This is a genomic window from Oscillibacter sp. (assembly GCF_032018205.1).
Lineage (GTDB): Bacteria > Bacillota > Clostridia > Oscillospirales > Oscillospiraceae > Oscillibacter.
The window spans coordinates 24,360-45,052 of sequence record NZ_DALZOY010000018.1; the positions used below are offsets into that span (position 1 = coordinate 24,360).

Here is a 20,693-nt window from a genome sequence, read left to right on the forward strand (position 1 = left end):
TATGTAATTACCATCTTTCAGCGCCATGAGGTCTCTGTATTCAAAGACCGGACAATTTTCTCAATATGGCGGTAATACATCCATTCACCGTTTTCGTTCATCCATTTCAGCAGTTTTACGGAGTTCTTACTCAGCACAAAACCACCTCCTTTCGCCATGATTTTACCACGGGCGAAAGGAGGCGGCAACCCAAGGGAGGTAACTCATGCAGCACCACTTGAACATTGACTTAGAAACATACAGTTCCGTGCCGATTACGAAGGCCGGACTTTATAAATATGCGCAAAGCCCGGACTTTCAGATTCTGCTGTTCGGATACAGCCTCGATGGTGCGCCGGTGCAGGTACTGGACCTGACGCAGCCGAGGGCTTTTATCCCGCAGAATGTCGCGGGCTGGCTGTTTGACCCGCAGTGCATCAAGCACGCGTTCAACGCCGCGTTTGAGTGGTACTGCCTCTCCCGGTACTTTGGACTGGAGCAGCGCCGGGATTGGACGCCGGAAGTCTGGCTGCCCCAGTGGCGGGATACGCAGCTTCACGCACTTTACTGCGGGTATCCTGCCGCACTGAAAAATGTCGGCGCAGCCATGGGCTTACCGGAGGATAAACAGAAGCTCCGCACCGGCGGCGCACTGATTCGCTATTTCTGCATCCCGTGCAAGCCCTCCAAGTCCAACGGGGGCCGTACCCGCAACCTGCCGCAGCACGACCCCGCAAAGTGGGACCTTTTTAAAACCTACAACGCCGGGGATGTTGTGGCAGAGCAGGAAATAGAGCGCCGTCTTTCCGTCGTGCCCGTACCGGACGAGATACAGCAGCAGTGGGTCCGTGATCAGATCATCAATCTGCACGGCGTGTCAGTGGATCTGCCGCTGGTGGACGGAGCCATTGAAATCGGCGCCGCTGTCCACGAAACCCAGTTGCAGGAGGCCAAAGACCTGACCGGCCTTGCCAACCCCAACAGCCGGGACCAGCTTCTGAAATGGCTGAATGAAGAGCTGGAAGACGATCTGCCGGACGTGCGAAAAAACACAGTCACAGACCTGCTGGCGCAAGGCGTGCCCAGCGACAAGGCTTCCCGAATGCTGGAGCTGCGGCAGGAGCTTTCCAAGACCTCTACCAAGAAATACAACGCAATCGAAACCTGCGTGTGTGCCGACGGGCGTATCCGAGGCCTGCTGCAATTCTACGGGGCCAATCGGACGGGCCGGGAGGCGGGGCGGCTGGTACAGGTCCAGAACCTGCCCCACGACACCGTACCGGCGGAAGCTGCGGCGCGGGAACTGGTGAAGTCCCGCAATCTGGACGGCCTGAAAGCGGTTTATGGCAACGTTCCGCAGGCGCTCTCCGCGCTGATACGCACATCGTTGATCGCGGCCCCCGGCATGACCTTCGTGGACGCTGACTTTTCCGCCATTGAGGCTCGCGTGATTGCGTGGCTGTCCGGTGAAGAATGGGTGCTGGATGTGTTCCGCACCCATGGCAAAATCTACGAGACCACCGCCGCGCAGATGTTTGGTGTTCCTTTCGACGCCATCAAAAAGGGCAACCCGGAGTATGCGTACCGCAAGAAGGGCAAGGTTGCCACACTGGCGCTGGGGTATCAGGGCGGCAAGGGCGCACTCATCAATATGCGTAAGACGCTGGGCATGACCGAGGACGATTTGCCTGAAGCCGATATGCCCGATATCGTCCGGCGCTGGCGCAGTGCCAACCCACACACCGTGCAGTTTTGGTATGACGTCAACGACGCGGCGTTTCGTGCGGTCACGTCCGGGCAGGCCACACGGGTGGGCCGCGTGATTATCGCCCGGGAGATGTACCGGGATGCGGGGCCGGACTTCCTGACCATCGCGCTACCTTGCGGACGCAAGCTCTACTACCCCGGCCCGCACATCGGCAAGAACCACTTCGGCGAGGACAGCATCATGTACTGGGGGCAGGACGGGGCCAACTGGAAACCTGTTGAAACTTACGGCGGCAAGCTGGTGGAGAACATCACGCAGGCCGTGGCGCGTGACTGCCTGTTCTATGCCATGGAGCAGTTGAACGCCGCCGGGTATCGCATCGTGTTTGATATCCACGATGAAGTGGTGCTGGAAGTGTCGGAGGGGATGGCCGATCTGGACAAGGTTGTGGAGATCATGTCCCGGCCTGTCCCGTGGGCCCCCGGTCTACCGCTCAATGCGGATGGCTGGGTGGGGAATTACTTTAAGAAGGACTAAAAGCAGTCTAAAGTCTTACAAGCAAGCTTTAATAAAAGTCTTGCCAAGAGGCGTCGTAAATACAACACCCGGAGTGATTTTTACGCTCGAAATAAGCCTATCATCACGCGGACGCACAAATCCGCCCTCTGGTGGAGACTGGACCTTTTTTGAAAGTCGTCTGTATAGATCAGTTTCTTCAAATCTGTTGTATCGTGCCCCATCCGGTGTCCCATCTTTTGACGCCACATACTGAGTAAAATTAATTGAAATAAGCCCAAGTCTTGATAGAGAACTTAAAGAGGCTGCCTGTTGATCAATATCTTGGACATGTACATTCTCCAAAAACACGTTTGTTTGTATAACATTGTAATTTGTCCCGACGTGTATCAGTCGATATTCGGCGACAGGTAACGTTTCGCCTCCTTTAAAAATCTGGAGATTATCGGCGTCTAAAGGACTCATTTGGCGAATAATTTCCACGAATCCAGGATGTATGAGATCCCGGTAGTCCGTGTTCATAGCTTTTGCCAATAACTTTGCATACATTGCTCTTAACTCATCACTATCCATGCTATAAGCAATGGACTGCAAAGCCGGTACGGCAACATATGCTTCTGGCGAAACTATTTTACTGGGGTCAACATTTTCCAGCTCGGCCTCGATAAGCTTTTTCGTCTTTTCTAAATTGTATTCGCGTTTTGTAATCCAAAGATCCAGCGGAGCCAATGCCGCATTAATCGCACGAGGAATTCGGCCTAAGAACTTCCCAGTTTCACAAGCCGCGGGTTTTGCCAAATCACTATAAACTTCTGGCACAGTGTTTAATACCGTCGCAGCACCATCAACAATTGCGCTACCGTTCATCGCAACATCCCCTCTCATTTTCTCTTATATTACAAAATATCCCCAATTAATTCAAGAGGTGGTTACATGAAATACCAGCTAAAAATGCGTTTGTTTCTTTGTAAAGTCGGACTTTTTTTTCTTCGATTTATTAAATGCCTACTCTTAAAAGTGAAAAATTTGGCCAAAGAAAAGTGAAACGTGGATTGCACAAAGGAGTACCCCTCCATGATAAATGACCGAAAAATAATCATATCCGCTGGTGCAAGCAGACTGGCAAAAGTCTGGACGCGCCAGACACTGCTGCTCTCGGAGCTCTATAACCGGCTGGCCACGCCCGCCAGAGGCACGGAGACGCTTGAAACCTACCTGTCTCTGCCAAAGAACCAGCAGGACACGCTAAAGGATGTGGGCGGCTTCGTGGGCGGGGCGCTCAACGGGCCTCGCCGCAAGGCGGGCGCAGTGGCGGGCAGAGACGTTCTGACTCTTGACCTTGACCACGTACCCGCAGGCGGCACGGCGGATGTGCTGCGGCGGGTGGAGGCCCTTGGCTGCGGGTACTGCGTCTACTCCACCCGCAAGCACTCCCCAGTAGCTCCTCGGCTGCGGGTGATCCTGCCGCTGGACCGCACGGCCACGGCGGACGAATACGAAGCCTGCGCCCGGAAGCTGGCGGACATGATCGGCATTGACATGGCCGACCCGTCCACTTTTGAGCCGTCACGGCTCATGTACTGGCCCTCCTGCTGCGCAGACAGCGAATATATCTATCAGGCGGGGGACAAGCCCCTACTGTCTACCAACGGCGTGCTGGGGCTGTATGACGATTGGCGCAATGTCGCCACATGGCCGCAGGTTCCGGGCGCTGATAAAGCCCCCAAACGCCTTGCTGCACGGCAGGGCGACCCGGAGGAAAAGCAGGGCGCCATTGGAGCATTCTGCCGTACATATGACATTCCTGCGGCCATAGACAAGTTTATCCCCGGCGTCTATGAGACCGTACCGGGGTTTGATGACCGATACACCTACACCGGCGGCAGCACCACCGGCGGCGCGATTATCTATGACGGCGGCAAGTTTCTGTTCTCGCACCATGCGACCGACCCTTGCGGCGGTCGGCTGGTCAACTCCTTTGATCTGGTGCGCCTGCATAAATTCGGCGATCAGGACGACGACGCGGCGCCGGGTACGTTCACGAACCAACTGCCGTCCTATAAGACCATGCTGGACCTGTGCAAGCGCGATGCTTCCGTCTCCGATCTGTTGAACAAAGAAAACGGAGAGAAGATTCTGGAAGCGTTCCAAAAAACCGAAACGGGGAATCTCGCTGCGGGAAATGACGCCGAACTCGCTATGTTTCTCGGTGGGCTGAAAGGCGAAGTTCTGACTACGGATGTTGTTCGCCATCTGATGGGGCTACTTGGTATCCAGATCAAACTGAACGAGGTCACGTGGCACGTGGAACTGTCCGGGTATCCTAAGACCTGGTCGCGCGCCAACGCGGAAAATTTACTGCCTGTGCGGCTGCTGGATCACTTGCGTCTTGCTGGTGTAAAAGGTGCGGCAAAGAACACGGTCGCAGACTGTTTGGACGTAATCGCTGAAGAAAACCGCTTTAACCCGGTCACGGATATGTTCCGAAGTACACATTGGGATGGCGTAGACCGCGTGCAGGAGCTTTATGACATCTGGGGTATTAGTAGCGCTCTCTCTCGGACGCTAATTCGCAAGTGGCTGCTGCAATGCGTGGCCATGGCCTGCAACGATGAATATGCCCCTCAGGGGGCGGACGGTATTCTTGTTCTTCAGGGAGATCAGGGCGTCGGTAAGACTAGCGCCCTGCGCCAGCTGGTGCCGCTGCCGCGCATGTTCAAGGAGGGGGCCAAGCTGGACCTGCGGGTAAAGGATACCTATATGCAGGCGCTAAATGCGTGGATCTGCGAGTTGGGAGAGCTGGATCGCACGACGGCCCGTGACAGCGCCGGACTGAAGGCCTTTCTGACACAAGATATGGACGAATACCGAACGCCGTATGCAAAGAAGGCCGTGCAGCGGCCCCGCAGGACGTCTTTCTGCGGCACGGTGAATCCCGGCGAATACCTGATTGACGACACCGGCAACCGGCGTTTTTGGACTGTTCCTGTGGGCCGCATAGACCTCAGTAGGCTCTTTGCAATCACGAACGACTGGAAAACCCAGCTATGGGCGCAGATGGCGTCAGAGTATCAGGCGTTGCCGGGGAGCTTCCGTTTGTCCAGCGACGATAGGAAATTGCTGGAGAGCATCAACGTGGAGCACACGCGCTCGCTGGACTTTGAGGACGAGTTAAGGGACCTTCTAAATTTTGATCTGGACCCTGCGTTGTGGGGAGAGTTTACATCGGCGCAAATCGCGACCAAATTAGAAGCAAAGCCGCCGGCGAATCGACTGGGTCGCGTGCTGGCGAAGCTGGCAGCAGAAGACCGCAAAATTAGTATGCGAATCAGCCGGGGGCAAAAATACTACAGGCTTCCGTTAGTAAGTAACTGTGCAATTTCGGCGTTTCCGGTAGAGAAAAACTGTGGTGAGGCATAGTGGTGGAGCACCGAAAATCGTGGTGAAGCACGATGGTGGAGTGGTGAAGCAGTGGTGAAGCACTTTTTGGCGATGCTTCACCACGGTCGAACCCTTGCGGCGCAACGGACGCAAGGCTGCGTGGTGAAGATGGTGAAGCACTTTTACTATTCTTAATTATAACGATGTATATATAGTAACGTACCCACGTATACAGCGTGCGCACGCACATATAGGAAAATGCCTCACTGCTCCACCACCCCAAAAAGGAGAAAAAACCGTGAAAGAAAGTGCAATTGAGGCCAAGCTGGTGCGGATGGTGCGTGATCGGGGCGGTCTGTGTTATAAATTTGTTTCACCGGGGAACCCCGGTGTGCCGGATCGAATTGTGATTACGCCGGACGGGAAGACCATCTACGCGGAATTAAAAACAGAAGTTGGGCGGCTGGCGGCAATTCAGAAATGGCAGATATCCGAGATGCAAAAGCGCGGCATGGACGTGCGGGTGCTGAAAGGGCTGCCGGACGTCAAAGCTTTTGTGGAAGAGGTGATGCCGCAATGAAGTTTGTACCCCATCCGTATCAGCGGTATGCCGTAGAACGGATTATACAGGACCCTGCGCTGGGATTGTTCCAAGACATGGGATTAGGCAAAACTGTGGAGACGCTGACCGCTATTAACGATCTGCGGTATAACCGCTGGCAGGTTTCCCGGGTGCTGGTAGTGGCACCGAAAAAGGTAGCCGAAGCAACATGGCAAAACGAAGCGCGGCGCTGGGACCATTTACAGCACTTGCGCATTGTCTCCGTGCTGGGGACCGCGAATCAGCGTATCAAAGCGTTGTACACCCCTGCTGACATTTGGGTAATCAACCGGGAGAATATCCCGTGGCTGGTGGACTACTATCAGCAGGACTGGCCCTTTGACATGGTTATCTTGGACGAGTCATCCAGCTTCAAAAATGCACAGTCCAAGAGATTCAAAAAATTAAAGCTGGTGCGCAGCCGGATTTCACGTATCGTGGAGTTGACCGGCACGCCCGCGCCGAACGGCCTAGAAGACCTTTTCGCGCAGGTCTACTTGCTGGATGGCGGCGAAAGGCTGGGCCGGACCATGACCAGCTACCGGGAGCAGTTTTTCACACAGGACTACGCGCACCCGGGGCAGCAATATCGGACCTATTCGCCACAGAATCACGCGGATAGCCGCATTCAGGATGCAATCTCAGATATCTGCATCAGCATGAAAGCAGAGGACTATCTGACGCTTCCGGAGTTCATCGAAGATGATATTCCAGTTGTGCTGGACCCGGCGGCGAAAAAGGCTTACGAGAAGCTGGAACGGGAAACGCTGCTGGAGGTGGACGAAGACACCATCACGGCGGGCAGCGCGGCTGTACTGAATGGGAAGCTGCTGCAACTGTGCGGCGGGGCCGTCTATGGCAATGACGGCGCTGTGGTCAACATCCACGATTGCAAAATGGAAGCGTTTATGGAGATCATCGAGCAGCTTCACAGGGAACATGCGCTGGTGTTTTACTGGTTCAAGCACGAGCGGGACAGGCTGCTGGCGGAATTGAAAAAGACGGGTCTGCGCGTGAGATCATACCAGGGACCGGAGGATGAAGACGCGTGGAACGCCGGGGAAGTGGACGTGCTGCTGGCGCACCCCATGAGCTGCGGCTATGGACTGAATTTGCAACAGGGTGGACATCATGCGATCTGGTACACGCTGCCCAACTGGGCGCTGGAGATTTACCAGCAGGCCAACAAACGGCTTCATCGGCAGGGACAGCAATACCCGGTCATCGCCCATATCCTGCTGGTGCAGGGCGGCGTAGACGAGGATGTGCTTGCGTCCCTGAATGCCAAAGGCGATACGCAGGAGACATTAATGCAGGCGCTGAAAGCGAGAATTGAGAAAGCGAGGAGTAAATGAGTAAACCAAGATATGACTGGTGGCCTTACGTAAAAGGCATGATATGTCGGTATCCGGTGCTTAGAGAGCAGTATGAGGATTTACATAGCCAGTCCGTCACAGCGTCGTACAGTGGAATGCCACACGGTGGTGGCGTAGGCAGACCCATAGAGGCGCTTGCGATACGGGAACTGCCAACGAATAGCCAGCGGGAGTATGAGGCTGTGAAGCAGGCTATATCCAGCACAGAGCGGTATGCGAACGGGCGGCAGAGACTGGCGATTATGAAAATGGTTTTGTGGGACAGGCGGTATACGCTGGAAGGGGCGGCTTTGCAAGTGCCGTGTTCTTGGAGGACGGCAGCACAATGGCACGGCGAGTTTATAAAGCTGGTTGCGAAAAATTATGGGCTTCTTGATTAAGTTTGCATACAAGAGCCAAAAATCTGTGATATTTTGGTAGCATGAATTTCCACAGGCTAAGGAATGATAGAGTAAATTCTCCACATACTAAAGTAAAACGAAGGGAGGATATACTTTGGGCATTTTAGGATGGATTGTCATAGGCGCTCTCGCCGGTTGGATCGCAAGTATGATCACCAATAATGACGAGAAGATGGGAGCGGGCGCCAATATTGCCGTGGGCATTGTTGGCGGCTTTCTAGGCGGACTGGTCATGAACCTATTGGGTGGTAGTGGAATTACCGGATTTAATCTCTGGAGTTTGCTGGTTGCCGTAATCGGAGCCGTCATCTTACTGTGGATTGTAAGTGCAGTCAAAAGAAGGACTTAACTGAAACAAGAAACCGACTGCCTTATGGTGGCCGGTTTCTTTTTGGGCACGAGCGGACGGATAGTCTGCCATTGAATTATTTTTTAAGCAAGAGAGGTGGTGACATGCCGAATGAGGAAAATATTGTACCGTATCAGTTTCAAAGCGGGAATGAAGCGCGGGAAGCGGGCGCAGTTGGCGGAAAGGCTTCCGGTGCGGCACGTCGCCGCAAGCGAAGCCTGAAAGATGCCGCCGATTTATACCTGTCTCTTCCTGTATCTGACCGTCGCAGGTGGAACAAAATTGCACGCCGCGGCATCGACCCGGAGGATGTGGACAACCAGATGGCTATGATTATCGGGCTGACCGAGGCTGCCACGCAAGGAGATGCTAAGGCGGCAAAGGTCATCGTTGATCTCCTGGGCGACACTGCAAATAATTCGGGCGGAGCGATTGAAGACGACCCCATCACCAAATCCCTGAAGGAGACAATCGATGCTGTCACCGAAACAGATCAAAATACTTAAGTGGCCATACACGGGGCATACGGCGCTAATCTGTGATGGTGCGGTACGTTCCGGAAAGACCTCCATCATGTCATTGTCGTTCATCCTGTGGGCCATGGGAAATTTCAACCACTGTAACTTTGCCCTAAGTGGTAAGACCGTAGGCTCGGCAGAGCGCAATATTATTCAGCCACTTTTAAGCATTACTTATCTGCGGGATAATTTCAATATGGTTTATTCAAGATCGACGCATCAGCTGATCATCAGCCGCGGAAAGAATCAAAATCGATTCTATGTATTCGGTGGCAAAGACGAGTCCTCCTACATGCTGATTCAAGGCATCACGTTGGCAGGAATCCTGCTGGACGAGGTGGCCTTGATGCCGCGGTCGTTTGTAGAGCAGGCACTTGCCCGGTGCTCTGTCAGTAATGCAAAGTTCTGGTTTAACTGCAACCCGGATGTGCCGGAGCATTGGTTTAACAAAGAGTGGGTAAAAAATGCCGCTGCAAAGGATGCGACGCACCTGCACTTTACCATGGATGATAACCCGTCACTGTCGGAGGAAACCATAGCGAGATACAAGAGCCTGTACAGCGGCGTTTTTTATCAGCGGTATATTCTGGGCCTATGGGTGGCCGGTGACGGCGTTATCTACGATATGTTCGATCGAGACGTCAATGTCTACACTGACGAGCAGGAGCCGCCCGGCATTTACTACCGGGGTACACGGTATATCAGCATCGACTACGGCACAGCCAACGATACGGTTTATCTGGATTGCGTGGACGATGGCGAAACAATCTGGATACACGATGAATACCGGTGGGCCAGCCGGGAGCAGCGGCGTCAGAAAACGGATGCAGAATATGCGGATGACTTCATAGCGTTCATGGGTGATGATCAGCAATTTTTCTGCCCTGCGATTGTAGATCCTGCTGCCGCAAGCTTCAAAGTGGAACTCTCCCGGCGTGGGGTGTATGTCATGGATGCGGATAACGACGTGTTAAACGGCATTCGCCGAGTATCCACGCTACTTTCTAACCGCAAGTTGATGATTTCGGCCCGGTGTGCAGGCTTGATCGGGGAGCTGGGTTCTTACGTCTGGGATGAGAAAGCAGCAAAGATGGGCGTTGAAAAGCCAGTGAAGACAAACGACCACGGAGCCGATGCACTCCGGTATTACGTGAATACAGTCATTCCAAAATGGCGGTATGGAGAGGAATAACGCGATTTGAGCAGAAGAAACAAACAAAATCAAATAGCAACGGCTGACGCATTCTCCAATTCGCTGTTCCGCCTTGGGGCCGGGTCGCAGTCTCCGCTGGAGGCAACCACATACCCTATGACGCGCATGACGCAGAACTACGCGCTGCTGAACAGCTTGTACCGCAACAGCTGGATTACCCAGAATATCATCACTACAATTCCGGACGACATGCTGCGGGAATGGGTGACGCTCAACGGCATTACACAGCAGGCGCAGGACCAAATGAACAGGCTGATGCGCCGCACGGCCCTCCGGGATAGGCTGGCGAAAGGGTTTTACTGGGGAAGGCTGTACGGCGGCGCTGTGGGAATTATGATGATTCGTGGGCATGATGACCTGTCACAGCCGCTGGACCTTAACGCAGTGCTTCCGGGGACGTTTCTGGGACTGTATGTGGTTGACCGGTGGAGCGGTGTTTTTCCGCAGACGGAGCTTGTAACCGATATGTCCGACCAGGACTTTGGACTTCCTGCCTATTATTCTGTGCAAGGCGCAGACGGTGCAGTTGTCCAAAGAGTACACCACTCCAGAGTGATCCGCTTCGTTGGTCGGGAGCTTCCCTACGTCGAGAAGATCGCGGAGATGTACTGGGGAGAATCGGAAATTGAGGCCGTCTATGATGAAATTGTAAAACGGGATAACGTCTCCCACAATATGGCGGCCCTGACATTCCGAGCCTGCCGCGATTACATGGAAGTGGACAACCTCGACCAGCTTCTTTCCACCACGTCTCCTGCACAGCAGAAACGGCTTTACGGGCTATTGCAAGCGCAGTCTGTGATTGATAGCAACTTCGGCACAAAGGTTGTCAACAAAGGAGATGCAGTCCACAACACGCAGTATACGTTTGCCGGTCTGGCCGACGTATACGACAGCGTGATGATGGATGTGTCGGGCGCGTCCCGTATCCCGGTGACAAAGCTGTTTGGCCGCTCCGCCGCTGGGATGAATGCCACGGGCGAGGGCGATTTGCAAAACTACTATGACTACATAGACACGCGCCGCGAAAGCGATTTGCGCCCTATTATGGAACGGTTGCTGCCGGTAATGGCGCTTTCCTGCTGGGGAGAGGTCCCGGACGGGCTTGATCTTGCATTTCCGCCTTTGTGGACGCCCAAAGCCTCCGAGGTGGCCGATATTGCAGATAAAAAGGCCGGTGTTGTTGTGGTTGGGTATCAGTCGGGGCTTTTGGACAAGGGAACCGCACAGGGCGAACTAAAGAAATTGTCCGGAGAAACTGGCATGTTTGACAGCATCCCCGATGAGCAGATACAGCAGAACATGGGTGTTTCTTATCAGGATCAGCAGGCGATGCACGATCCGTTAGCGGGCCTGACTATTGACACGGTTCCTACGGCTGACGGAGGGGCCGGCAGCGGAAATTTTAATCACGCCGGACGCCCTGGGCAGGTGGGCGGGTCCGGCGATGGCGGAGACTTGACAAACAGTTCTCATGGTGGTATCCTACAACCTTCTCAAAAAGTGAGCCCCACCGGCGAAAACAAATTCCTGAGTGGATTCAGCGATAAAAACCTTGATAGTCACTGGGGCGGAATGCATGATCACAGCCATCAGTACCCCGGCATGACAAAAGAACAGTATGCCCAAAGAGCCCTTGATCTCGTTCAGAGCGCGGCTGATGGAAAAGATATTCTTGGTTATCAGAATGCCCGAGGCCAAATTGTGAGGTATGATTTCAAGAACAATGATTTTGTTAAAGGAAACCCGACGCAAGGAATCGCAACTATGTTCAGGCCGGACGGCGGAGCGTCTTATTTTAATAAATGGAAGATCAAAGAGGGGATATAAAAAATGTCAAAAGATCGTTTGATTTGTCCCATATGCAGAAAGCACCATTTCAAGGAGGAAGACTTCTTTGAGGTTTGTCCAATCTGCGGCTGGGAAGACGACGGATTACAGCGTGATGAACCTGACCTTGAGGGCGGGGCCAATGATATGAGCCTAAATCAAGCACGTGCTGCGTGGGCAGATGGAAAGCAGATACAGTAAATAATTATTATCCCTAAAGCGTCAGGCAGTTGCCCGGCGCTTTTTTGATACCCACAGGAGGTGAAGGCCAATGCCATCGAACCCCGACAGGATACTGGAGCAGTTACGGAGGGTATACCTTCAGGCGGAACAGAGCTTGCTTGATGCGCTGACCTATAAGCATTCAAGAGGCCTCATTGATTATGCAGAGCAGGCGGCGCTGGACCGGGTACAGAAAACGCTTGCAAATATGCAGGACGCTTGCTGGCGCTATGTTCCGATTCTGGTAGAGTCAAGCTTTTACGTGCAGTATCCCGAAAAGGCGAGGCTGGCAGAACCAACTGTAAAACATCTTTACGGATATGCAAATGCCGAAGTGCTGACGATTGAGCAGACGGCCATTGCGGAAACCCTGACGGCTAACCTCATGAGCAGCGTTATAGAAGCGTCACGGCAGGCAGAGTTGAGCGTGCGCTCCGCAATCGGGCGGCTTCACGAAGACCAATTCCGAAAGACCGGGATTGCCAGTGTGGCACAGATGGAGGCCGCCGGGGGCGGTGCCTGGAAAACGGCGGCCCAGATGATGACGCAGCTCCGCGCTGATGGTGTGACGGCCTATGTGGATAAAGCGGGCAGGCAGTGGGGTCTGTATGCGTACTGCAACATGGTAACCCGCACAACCTCCCGACAGGCGGTCAATGTAGCAATTCTGACGAAAGACACAGAGCAGGATTTATTCAAGATGTCCAGGCATGGAACCACCTGCCCTGCGTGTGCCCCATATGAAGGCCGCGTTTATTCCAAGAGCGGGAATAACCCGGACTACCCGCCGTTGTCTGCTGTTTTCGGCAAAGTCGACCGTGCGGGACCTGAAATGCTGACAAATAGCTACCTCAATATCCATCCAAGTTGCCTGCACACTCTGACGCCGTATTCCACAATCGGCATGACGCAGGGAGAGATTGAGCGGGATCAGGTAATATCCTCTTTCCGCAGCAATCCCCCGACATTTGACCCCCGCAGCGATCAGGCAATCAAGGCATACCGGGAGCAGCAGGCCGGGCGACAGAAGTATCTGCGGATGCTGCATGAGTACCAGAGATATCGCATGGCATTGGGGGAGAAGATGCCCAAGACGGCGCAGACATTTATAAAGCACAAAATGGACAATGACCAGCAATATAAGCAATGGAAAGAATTGTACAGTCGCCTGTAAGGGCGGTTTTATTATGCCTTTTTTGAGGAGGTGACGCAAATTGCTATGTTATTTCGGGGAGCAGATCAGCCCGCACATGATTGATACGCCGGAGGGATTTTTGATCTGCAAGGATGTCCCCATTTCCCGCACGGGAGAGATGCAGTATGCGGCCCGGGAGCTACAGCTTGACGGAGACCCGGAACGGCTGGTGACCGTTGTCCGTGACGAGGCCGACGTATTTTCTCCGGCGGCGATGGCGTCCTTTGAGGGAAAGCCCATCACCGACGGCCACCCGCCTGATAACCTGACCCCTGAGAGCGTGGCGGGATACGCCAAAGGGCATGTCCAGAATGTGCGGCGCTCCGGCAGCCAGACCATAGCGGATCTGCATGTCACAGATCCCAATTTGATCAGCGACGTCAAGAACGGCCTGAAGCGCGAAATCTCTTGCGGATATACCGCGCGGTATGAGCTGGCTGGAGACGGACGATATAAGCAGACCAATATCCAAGGCAATCACGTGGCGGTTGTGCCGCAGGGCAGAGCGGGCCATGAGGTGGCAATAAAAGATGCCGCGCCTGCGGCGAAAGTTGAAAGGAGACCCATTATGAGAGACAAGAAGCAGGGTCTGTTCGCCATGTTCGGGCGGGCGGCCAAAGACGCATCCCAAGAAGAACTGGACCAGATGGTACAGGATGCCGCCTCGATGCTGGAGAGTGAACCCGCAAAAGCGCAGGAGCCCGCACCCGTCGAGCCGAAGCCTGCCACAGATGCGACGCCCGCTGGCGGCGGGTCGGATGACAAGCTGGACAAGCTGATCGAACTGGTGACCGCGCTGTGTGCCCAGAAGTCCGCGCCTACCGACGACAGCCCAGAAGCCCAGATCGACAAGACGATTTCAGGGCTTGAAAAGAAGCCCGCTCCCGAAGACGTCAAGGACGAGCCTGCCGCTCCCGAGGACGAACCCGGAGCAAAGGTCATCAGCGCAGATGCGGACGAACAGGGAACGCTGATGGGAGACGCCGCCGTGCAGATCCTCAAAAACGCGCGGCCCGCCATTGCGGCCATGAAAGACCCTGATGAGAAGAAGGCCGTCACTGATGCGTTGCTGAAAAGCATTCGTGCCAGCGTAGAGACTCCCGGAGCCGATCTGCTTAAAGCAACCGCCGATGCGGCAAAGCAGCATTTGCAGGAAACAGACCCCGAGGCACGCAGCAAGGCGCAGCAGGCGGCCTATAACGCCCGCAATCCCCACAGACAAAAGGAGGACAAATAATATGCCTGGACAGAATATCGGGCTTACGATGCCCAATGGTTTCCCCGGAAGCTATACCCGGCAGCCGGACATGATCGTGGATACCCACCCCCTCGGCGGCTCTGCCAATGTGGAATTCGGCACTCCGCTGGTTTACTCCGGCAACACAGTGGTTCCGTTCGGCGCAGATGATACGGCGGCAAAGTTTGTCGGTATCGCGGCCCGTGAGATCAAGAGCGCTCTCGGCTATCTCGACCAGAATAAGGGCGAGTTCGCGCCCGACGAAGCGGTTCCCACATTTAAGCGCGGATGCATTAACGTCCTGTGCAATGTCGGAACACCCACGCTCAACGGAGATGTGTACATCCGTATTGCGGCCAATGCCAGCATCCCCACCGGCGTAATCGGTGGCTTTGAAGCGGCTGCCGACGGCACGAACACTGTTAAGCTGACCAACTGCAAATGGCACGGTGCGGCGGATGCTAACCGCGTCGCTGAAATCCGCATCCTGACCTGCAACAACGCCTGATAGGAGGAAATAAATATGCCTGATTTTAGAACCCCTTCGGCTCCTGTGACGATGCAGGACGCCGCGAGCGCTTCCGGCGGCGCGTTCCTGGTTTCGGAGCTGGAGAAGCGCGACACCAAAATCCGCGAGCCTCTGACCTCTTTGACCTATGCCCGCGATATTCCCATTACCGTGGGCGGCGGCTGGGTGGAGAACGTCTCTGCAATGAACATCACCTACGCTATGGCAGGGTCTTCCGTGTCCGGCCCTGTGATGGCCCCCGGCGCAAACGGCGTTCCCATCGTACAGGCCAATCTTGGCAAGGATGTATTTAAAACCCATATGTTCGGCGTGGGTCTGCGCGTGTCCTTCGCGGACATGATGCGCTCCAACTTCATCGGACGCTCTCTGGACGACATGCTGACCAAGGGTATCCGCATGACCTATGACAAGCACCTTGACGTCAGCACATACAAGGGGCTGGCCGACTTCGGAACTACCGGCCTGCTGAACGATCCTAACGCCGTTGCTTCCAATGTGGCTGCGACTGGCAGCGGTTCTTCTGCGGCGTGGAGTGCCAAGACGCCCCAGCGGATTCTGGATGATGTGAATAAGGCGCTGACTGATGCATGGGAAGCCGCCGAGTATGACACCTCTGCCGTCCCCAATCATATCATCATGCCGTATGAGCAGTACAATTACATCCTGACCACGAAGGTCACGGAGCTTGCCACGGAAACCATTCTGGATTTCCTGATGAAGAACAACGTCGCATCCAAAAACGGCGGCAGCCTGACCATTGCGCCCACCAGATGGTGCAAGGGCGCCGGTGTTGGTGGCACGGATCGCATGACCGTGTACATCAACGATGAGCGGTTCCTCAAGATGGAGGAGCTTGTTTCTCTGACCCGCGCCATGACGCAGCCCAACGCGGCGAATCTGTGCTACGACACCGGGTATGTGGCGAATCTGTCTCAGGTGGAAGTGTTCTACCCGCAGACCATCCGCTACTACGACGGCATTTAAGGGGGACAACGATGTTTATTCATTGCAAGCGAAATCTGCACATCCAGGAAGGTTCTGAATCGCTGAACCTGAAAAACGGGTTTGTCGGGGAGATTGACGACCGTTGGGCAAAGCACTGGTACATCAATGCGGCGATCAGCGACAGGACGATCGTTACCACCGACACCACGGAGAAGCCCGCCAAGAAGGGCAAGAAATCCGCAGAGCCGGAGGAGCCCAGCGAAGATTCTACCAATATCACCGATACCACGGAGAAGCCCGCAGAATGAGAGGAGGCCAGAAACATGGATAACGCACAGTTTTACGGAGTAAGAGCCGCCGCCGCGAATCTTTCGGCAAGCACGGCGCCCTATACAAAAGACATGTTTCTGGCCGACTTCCCGCAATTTACTTCAGATGGGACGAAATCAATTGCCCCGGATGCAATGCTTGATATGTTTGTGAGGCTTGCCTGCTCCGCGATCAGCCCTGAGAAGTGGCCTGACAACTGGCGGTATGCCTGCGGGCTGTACACGGCGCACAATCTGACGCTGTACTTGCGCACCTATGCCGCTCAGTCCGCGTCCCCGGCGCAGGCGGCAGCATCCGGAGCAACGGTGGGCGTGCTGAAATCTGCTACTCTGGGGGACTCTTCCGTCACCTATGACACGGAGGCGCTCACCAAAGCCACGGAAAAATGGGGCGGCCTAAATGCCACGCAGTATGGACAGACATTAGCTACCATGGCGCGTCTGGTTGGAATGGGGGGCATGACGGTCATATGAACTTTGCAGACTGGTATACAGACCGTACCGAGGTTTACCGCGTCTCTGACGTCAAAGTTGGAAGCATTACCAAGCGTGAACGTGCGCTGGTTGCGTCAGGTATTCCGTGTCGGGTCTACCAATCCTCTAAACCGTCTATGACCATGGCGGACACCGCTGCGCACGTGGATGGTTCCGACAAGCTGATGTGCGGCATGGACGTGGACATTCGCAAGGGAGACGAGCTGCTGATAACCCGGAGCGGCGGAGAGCCTACGCGTTATTTTGCGGGAAAGCCGCAGGAGTACGCGGAGCCATTCGGAGCGGTGCTTCCCGGCCTTGCTCATAAGGAACTTTCCGTTATGCAGGAGGAGCGAACATGAGTTTTGGGGACGCCATGCAGCGCCGCGCGGATATCCTTCGAAAGCGCGGCGCCGACATGGACAAGACCTTTATAGAAATTTCCAAGGGCGCCACGGTTAAATATGTAGACGCTGCCACAGAGAAAACACCGCCAAACACGGGCGATGTTGGCGGAACCAATACGCAGAGCGGCGAGCTGAAATCTCACTGGGCCGCTGATAGCGTCATGGTTCCGCAGATTTACCGGCACACCTCCGCCGGAAACGAATATGAGACGCTGGGGCAAAACAACGTGCAGTACGCCTCCTACGTCGATCAGGGGCATCGGATGGATAAACACTTCGTCCCCGGTTTGATTGTCAATCCAGTTACGAACAGACTTGAAAAAGTCAGCCCTGACGTTGGCGGCATTATAGTGGGAACCAAAACGCAATATGTTTCCGGTGTGTTTATGTCCGAGGCGGGACGTGATGCTTACGAGGAGTTTGCGCTCAAGGAAATGAATCTGCTGCTGCGGGAGGTGTTCAAACCGTGAATTATACGTTGGCTGACGTAAATCAAGCGATTGCAGACGCCGTTGCTTCGGTCATTCCGGGCGTTACGATCTACGACAACCCAAATCAGCAGGACACTGCGCTTCCGGCGGTGTTTATCAATTATCGGGGTGAACAGCCTACCAGGCAGGGAATTGATAATCGATGGACCCAGACGCTCAAATTCGATCTGTGCTATCTGGTGGAGTATAACCTCCCGAACATGAATGACCTGTACCGCGCGGCGGCCGATTCTCTGGCGTATGCGCTGACGGAATTGCAGTATGCGGGCGGCGTTAAACTCTCAACGCGAAATCACTCCTGGCATGTGGAATTGGATGCGCTGCACTATCAGTTTGATGTGCCTGTGCGCTTGATGAAGCCATACGCGCCCAACTATATGCAGACTATGACATTGGAGGAAAAGAGCAAATGAAAAGCGAGATGAAGTATCCCACTGAATCCTTGCTGCAAAGCAAAGCTCTGTCCGGCTATCAACAGGATTTTGCAAGAGTGGTTTTGAAAGAGCCGGAATATACGATGAAAGAAGCAAAAGCTGCGCTTGATGGCTTCTTTGGAAAGGACGTGAAGTAATGGCCGGTGGAACATGGACCAGACAGAATAAAACGCTGCCCGGTTTTTACCTGAATATCAAAAGTGCCGTAGTCAGTTCATCCAATTATGGAGAGAGCGGCATTGTGGCGATCTGTGAGTCTTTGAACTGGGGCCCGGTGGCGCAGATTACAAAGATTGATTTCGACACCGACGTATTCAATACGATGGGATACGATTTGGATACTGCGCCCGAGATGCTTTTCCTGCGGGAAATTTTTCGAGGCTCCGTCAATGCCGACGGCTCCGCCCGGTCTGCGGGTGCGTCTGCGGTGCTGCTGTACCGCCCTGCGGCAACTGGCGCGGCGCAGGCTGCCGCAACACTGGGAAACTTGACTGTGACAGCAAACTATCCCGGCATTCGAGGAAACAGCATTTCCGTGTCCGTGGCGGCTGATCCAGACAACGAAGGAAGCTTTATTGTCAGCACCTTTGTTGACGGAGTTATGCAGGATTCTCAGTCCGTGACGGGAATTGCAAACCTCGTCCCCAACGGTTGGGTGAAATTCTCCGGGAGCGGGGTTCTGGCCGCGAGCGCGGTCACCGTGCTGTCCGGAGGGAATAACGGAACCGTTGACGCGACCGCATACGCATCATTCCTAACTGCGCTGGAGCCGGAGAAGTTCGACGTGGTGATCTATGACGGAACTGAAGGAACCGTTTCCGCATCGATGGCGGCATTTGTAAAGCGTCTCTGCGACAAAGAAGGAAAAAAAGTGCGCCTTGTGCTCCCCGGATATCCGCAGGCCGACAACGAATCTGTGACCTCCCCGGTAAACGGCATTGCGCTGAACGACGGAACTACGTTGACAGCGGCGCAGTCCTGCTGGTGGGTGGGCGGCTGCTCTGCCGGGGCTAAGTACAATCAGGACCTTACTTACGCGGTGCACCCCAACGCGTCTGGGGTCCATCCGAAATACACTACGTCTCAGGCAACCGATCTGATTGCGGCGGGCAACATGGTGTTCTTCGAGGACGAGGGCTCCGTGCGGATTTACTACGACATCAACACACTGACTACACACACCAGCAATAAGCAGAAGGTGTTTTCAAAGAACCGCCCCATTCGAACGCTGTATTACATCGCCAACTACCTATATCGCACCTTTGCGGATAACCACATCGGCAAAACAGACAACACTTCCGACGGTCGCAGCCTTGTGAAAAAGGAAGCTGTCAGTCTGCTCATGACCATGCAGGCCAACGGCGGAGTGAAGAACTTCGTGGCGGATGATGTGACTGTGGAATCAGGAGAAGATGGGGATGCCATTGTGGTGACGCTGGGGGCTCAGCCGGTGGACGCAATCGCAAAAATCTACATGAAGTTTATCGTGAGATAAAGGGGGGAGAAGAGATGTCGTTTTTACTTGCCCGTGACGCCCTAAACGGAAAAGAGGGCAAAGCGTTTGCCACCATTGACGGACGAAACGTGGAGCTGTTCGGTCTCAAGAAATTTGAAGCCAATGCAGAATTCGAGGACGCCAAGTTTACGGTGGTGGGCTCCCGGACTACACAGCATAAGCCAAAGGAAATGAATATCTCGGGTTCCTTCACCATTTATTACGGGACCCCCGATTTTATCGCGATCGCACACCAGTATCAGGCAACCGGGAAGCTGCCGGAGCTGACGCTTCAGGTGACCAACGAGGATGCGTCAACGTCGGTCGGAACGCAGACGGTGGCCTACTATGGCGTGGTGCTGAGCAAAATTCCGCTCTCCCTGCTGGATGAATCGGCAGACTTTCTGGAAGAGGAAATCAGCTTCACGGCATCCAGCTTCGAGCCGCTGAGTAATTTTAATGCCCCCGTCAATTTGGGCGGCTGATAGGAGGATGGCACGTGAGTAATTTGGAAGCATTCCTGCATCCTGTACAGGCGCAGGAGACGAAAAAAATCATCATTTCCAATCGGTTTCAGCAGGATGGGCAGCCCGTCCCGTTTGTGATCCGGGCTTTGTCCGAAGAGGAGAGCCGGAAAATCCGCGAAAGCTGCACACGCAAAACCAGAAACCGCGCCGGCGGCGTCTCTTCCGAGTTCAACGCAGATGCTTTTTCCGTAAAAATGCTGATTGCGGGCACTGTGACGCCGGATTTTAATTCGGCAGAACTGTGCAGCGCTTACGGAACTATGGACCCGATGGAAGTACCCGGAAGAATGCTTCTGGCAGGAGAATACGGCAGGCTTTCCGACGCAATTGCCGAACTGTCCGGGTTTGACGACAATATCGAGGGACAGGCAAAAAACTAATTGAGGGTGGGATGGACCGTGACACCGCGGTGGCGTATTACCTGTGCGTGCGTCACGGCGTCCTGCCCCATACAGTATTGGATATCCCGGAGAGAGAAAAGACATTGATCCTTGCCATGGCGCAAAAAGAGGCCAGAGACGCGAAAAAGGGGTGAG

General features: G+C 54.4%; 25 protein-coding genes. 24 read left to right on the forward strand and 1 reads right to left on the reverse strand.

Features of this window, described 5'->3' with window-relative positions; genetic code table 11:
• The first annotated feature begins 205 nt into the window (after positions 1–205).
• A complete protein-coding gene (locus RTU96_RS12775; protein ID WP_312637009.1) occupies positions 206–2,224 on the forward strand; it encodes a DNA polymerase in 2,019 nt (672 codons plus the stop codon).
• Between the two features lie 15 nt (positions 2,225–2,239).
• Here the strand turns inward: RTU96_RS12775 and RTU96_RS12780 are convergent, their stop codons facing one another.
• Positions 2,240–3,070 (reverse strand): DUF4393 domain-containing protein, encoded by an 831-nt coding sequence (locus RTU96_RS12780; protein ID WP_312637010.1) that lies wholly within the window; start codon positions 3,068–3,070, stop codon positions 2,240–2,242.
• 207 nt (positions 3,071–3,277) lie between these two features.
• Here RTU96_RS12780 and RTU96_RS12785 point away from each other — a divergent pair, with 207 nt between their 5' ends.
• From RTU96_RS12785 to RTU96_RS12895, 23 genes are all read left to right on the forward strand, one after another.
• Positions 3,278–5,623 carry a VapE domain-containing protein gene (locus RTU96_RS12785; RefSeq protein ID WP_312637011.1) on the forward strand — a complete coding sequence of 782 codons (2,346 nt, stop codon included), beginning with the start codon at positions 3,278–3,280 and terminating at the stop codon, positions 5,621–5,623.
• Positions 5,624–5,882: 259 nt separating this feature from the next.
• The gene (locus RTU96_RS12790; RefSeq protein ID WP_312282043.1) at positions 5,883–6,164 is read left to right on the forward strand and encodes a VRR-NUC domain-containing protein; all 282 of its coding nucleotides are present in this window, start codon (positions 5,883–5,885) and stop codon (positions 6,162–6,164) included.
• Positions 6,161–7,540, forward strand: coding sequence for a DEAD/DEAH box helicase (locus tag RTU96_RS12795; RefSeq protein ID WP_312637012.1), 1,380 nt, complete (start codon positions 6,161–6,163; stop codon positions 7,538–7,540). The genes RTU96_RS12790 and RTU96_RS12795 overlap by 4 nt, the downstream gene beginning before the upstream one ends.
• Positions 7,537–7,941, forward strand: a complete 405-nt coding sequence (locus tag RTU96_RS12800) for a hypothetical protein (protein WP_312637013.1) — start codon at positions 7,537–7,539, stop codon at positions 7,939–7,941. Before RTU96_RS12795 ends, RTU96_RS12800 begins: the two co-directional genes overlap by 4 nt.
• Positions 7,942–8,056: 115 nt before the next feature.
• On the forward strand, positions 8,057–8,311 hold the full coding sequence (locus tag RTU96_RS12805; protein WP_312637015.1) for a GlsB/YeaQ/YmgE family stress response membrane protein: 255 nt from the start codon (positions 8,057–8,059) through the stop codon (positions 8,309–8,311).
• 104 nt (positions 8,312–8,415) lie between these two features.
• Complete coding sequence (locus RTU96_RS12810) at positions 8,416–8,817, forward strand: hypothetical protein (RefSeq protein ID WP_312637016.1); 402 nt, start codon at positions 8,416–8,418, stop codon at positions 8,815–8,817.
• Positions 8,786–10,021, forward strand: a complete 1,236-nt coding sequence (locus RTU96_RS12815) for a PBSX family phage terminase large subunit (RefSeq protein WP_312637017.1) — start codon at positions 8,786–8,788, stop codon at positions 10,019–10,021. Before RTU96_RS12810 ends, RTU96_RS12815 begins: the two co-directional genes overlap by 32 nt.
• 117 nt (positions 10,022–10,138) lie before the next feature.
• Positions 10,139–11,872 carry a DUF1073 domain-containing protein gene (locus tag RTU96_RS12820; RefSeq protein WP_312637018.1) on the forward strand — a complete coding sequence of 578 codons (1,734 nt, stop codon included), beginning with the start codon at positions 10,139–10,141 and terminating at the stop codon, positions 11,870–11,872.
• A gap of 3 nt (positions 11,873–11,875) precedes the next feature.
• Positions 11,876–12,073 (forward strand): CPCC family cysteine-rich protein, encoded by a 198-nt coding sequence (locus tag RTU96_RS12825; RefSeq protein ID WP_312637019.1) that lies wholly within the window; start codon positions 11,876–11,878, stop codon positions 12,071–12,073.
• A 70-nt stretch (positions 12,074–12,143) separates the two neighbouring features.
• Positions 12,144–13,268, forward strand: coding sequence for a phage minor capsid protein (locus RTU96_RS12830; RefSeq protein ID WP_312637020.1), 1,125 nt, complete (start codon positions 12,144–12,146; stop codon positions 13,266–13,268).
• A 40-nt stretch (positions 13,269–13,308) separates the two neighbouring features.
• Entirely contained in the window at positions 13,309–14,526 is a 1,218-nt protein-coding gene (locus RTU96_RS12835; protein WP_312637021.1) for a DUF2213 domain-containing protein, read from the forward strand.
• Position 14,527: 1 nt separating this feature from the next.
• Positions 14,528–15,034 (forward strand): hypothetical protein, encoded by a 507-nt coding sequence (locus RTU96_RS12840; RefSeq protein ID WP_312637022.1) that lies wholly within the window; start codon positions 14,528–14,530, stop codon positions 15,032–15,034.
• A 15-nt stretch (positions 15,035–15,049) separates the two neighbouring features.
• Positions 15,050–16,039 (forward strand): DUF2184 domain-containing protein, encoded by a 990-nt coding sequence (locus RTU96_RS12845; RefSeq protein WP_312637023.1) that lies wholly within the window; start codon positions 15,050–15,052, stop codon positions 16,037–16,039.
• An 11-nt stretch (positions 16,040–16,050) separates the two neighbouring features.
• The gene (locus tag RTU96_RS12850) at positions 16,051–16,308 is read left to right on the forward strand and encodes a hypothetical protein (RefSeq protein ID WP_312637025.1); all 258 of its coding nucleotides are present in this window, start codon (positions 16,051–16,053) and stop codon (positions 16,306–16,308) included.
• 15 nt (positions 16,309–16,323) lie between these two features.
• Positions 16,324–16,803: a DUF4054 domain-containing protein gene (locus RTU96_RS12855; RefSeq protein WP_312637026.1), complete on the forward strand. Its 480-nt coding sequence runs from the start codon at positions 16,324–16,326 to the stop codon at positions 16,801–16,803.
• Entirely contained in the window at positions 16,800–17,165 is a 366-nt protein-coding gene (locus RTU96_RS12860; RefSeq protein WP_312637027.1) for a hypothetical protein, read from the forward strand. The genes RTU96_RS12855 and RTU96_RS12860 overlap by 4 nt, the downstream gene beginning before the upstream one ends.
• Positions 17,162–17,680 carry an HK97 gp10 family phage protein gene (locus tag RTU96_RS12865; protein ID WP_312637028.1) on the forward strand — a complete coding sequence of 173 codons (519 nt, stop codon included), beginning with the start codon at positions 17,162–17,164 and terminating at the stop codon, positions 17,678–17,680. The genes RTU96_RS12860 and RTU96_RS12865 overlap by 4 nt, the downstream gene beginning before the upstream one ends.
• Positions 17,677–18,114: a DUF6838 family protein gene (locus RTU96_RS12870; RefSeq protein WP_312637029.1), complete on the forward strand. Its 438-nt coding sequence runs from the start codon at positions 17,677–17,679 to the stop codon at positions 18,112–18,114. Before RTU96_RS12865 ends, RTU96_RS12870 begins: the two co-directional genes overlap by 4 nt.
• Positions 18,111–18,272, forward strand: a complete 162-nt coding sequence (locus RTU96_RS12875) for a hypothetical protein (RefSeq protein WP_312637030.1) — start codon at positions 18,111–18,113, stop codon at positions 18,270–18,272. The genes RTU96_RS12870 and RTU96_RS12875 overlap by 4 nt, the downstream gene beginning before the upstream one ends.
• Positions 18,272–19,630, forward strand: coding sequence for a phage tail sheath family protein (locus tag RTU96_RS12880; RefSeq protein WP_312637031.1), 1,359 nt, complete (start codon positions 18,272–18,274; stop codon positions 19,628–19,630). Before RTU96_RS12875 ends, RTU96_RS12880 begins: the two co-directional genes overlap by 1 nt.
• 14 nt (positions 19,631–19,644) lie before the next feature.
• Complete coding sequence (locus RTU96_RS12885; RefSeq protein WP_312637032.1) at positions 19,645–20,115, forward strand: phage tail tube protein; 471 nt, start codon at positions 19,645–19,647, stop codon at positions 20,113–20,115.
• Positions 20,116–20,129: 14 nt separating this feature from the next.
• The gene (locus tag RTU96_RS12890) at positions 20,130–20,537 is read left to right on the forward strand and encodes a phage tail assembly chaperone (RefSeq protein WP_312637033.1); all 408 of its coding nucleotides are present in this window, start codon (positions 20,130–20,132) and stop codon (positions 20,535–20,537) included.
• 11 nt (positions 20,538–20,548) lie between these two features.
• A complete protein-coding gene (locus tag RTU96_RS12895) occupies positions 20,549–20,692 on the forward strand; it encodes a hypothetical protein (RefSeq protein WP_312281679.1) in 144 nt (47 codons plus the stop codon).
• The last annotated feature ends 1 nt before the right edge of the window (position 20,693 follow it).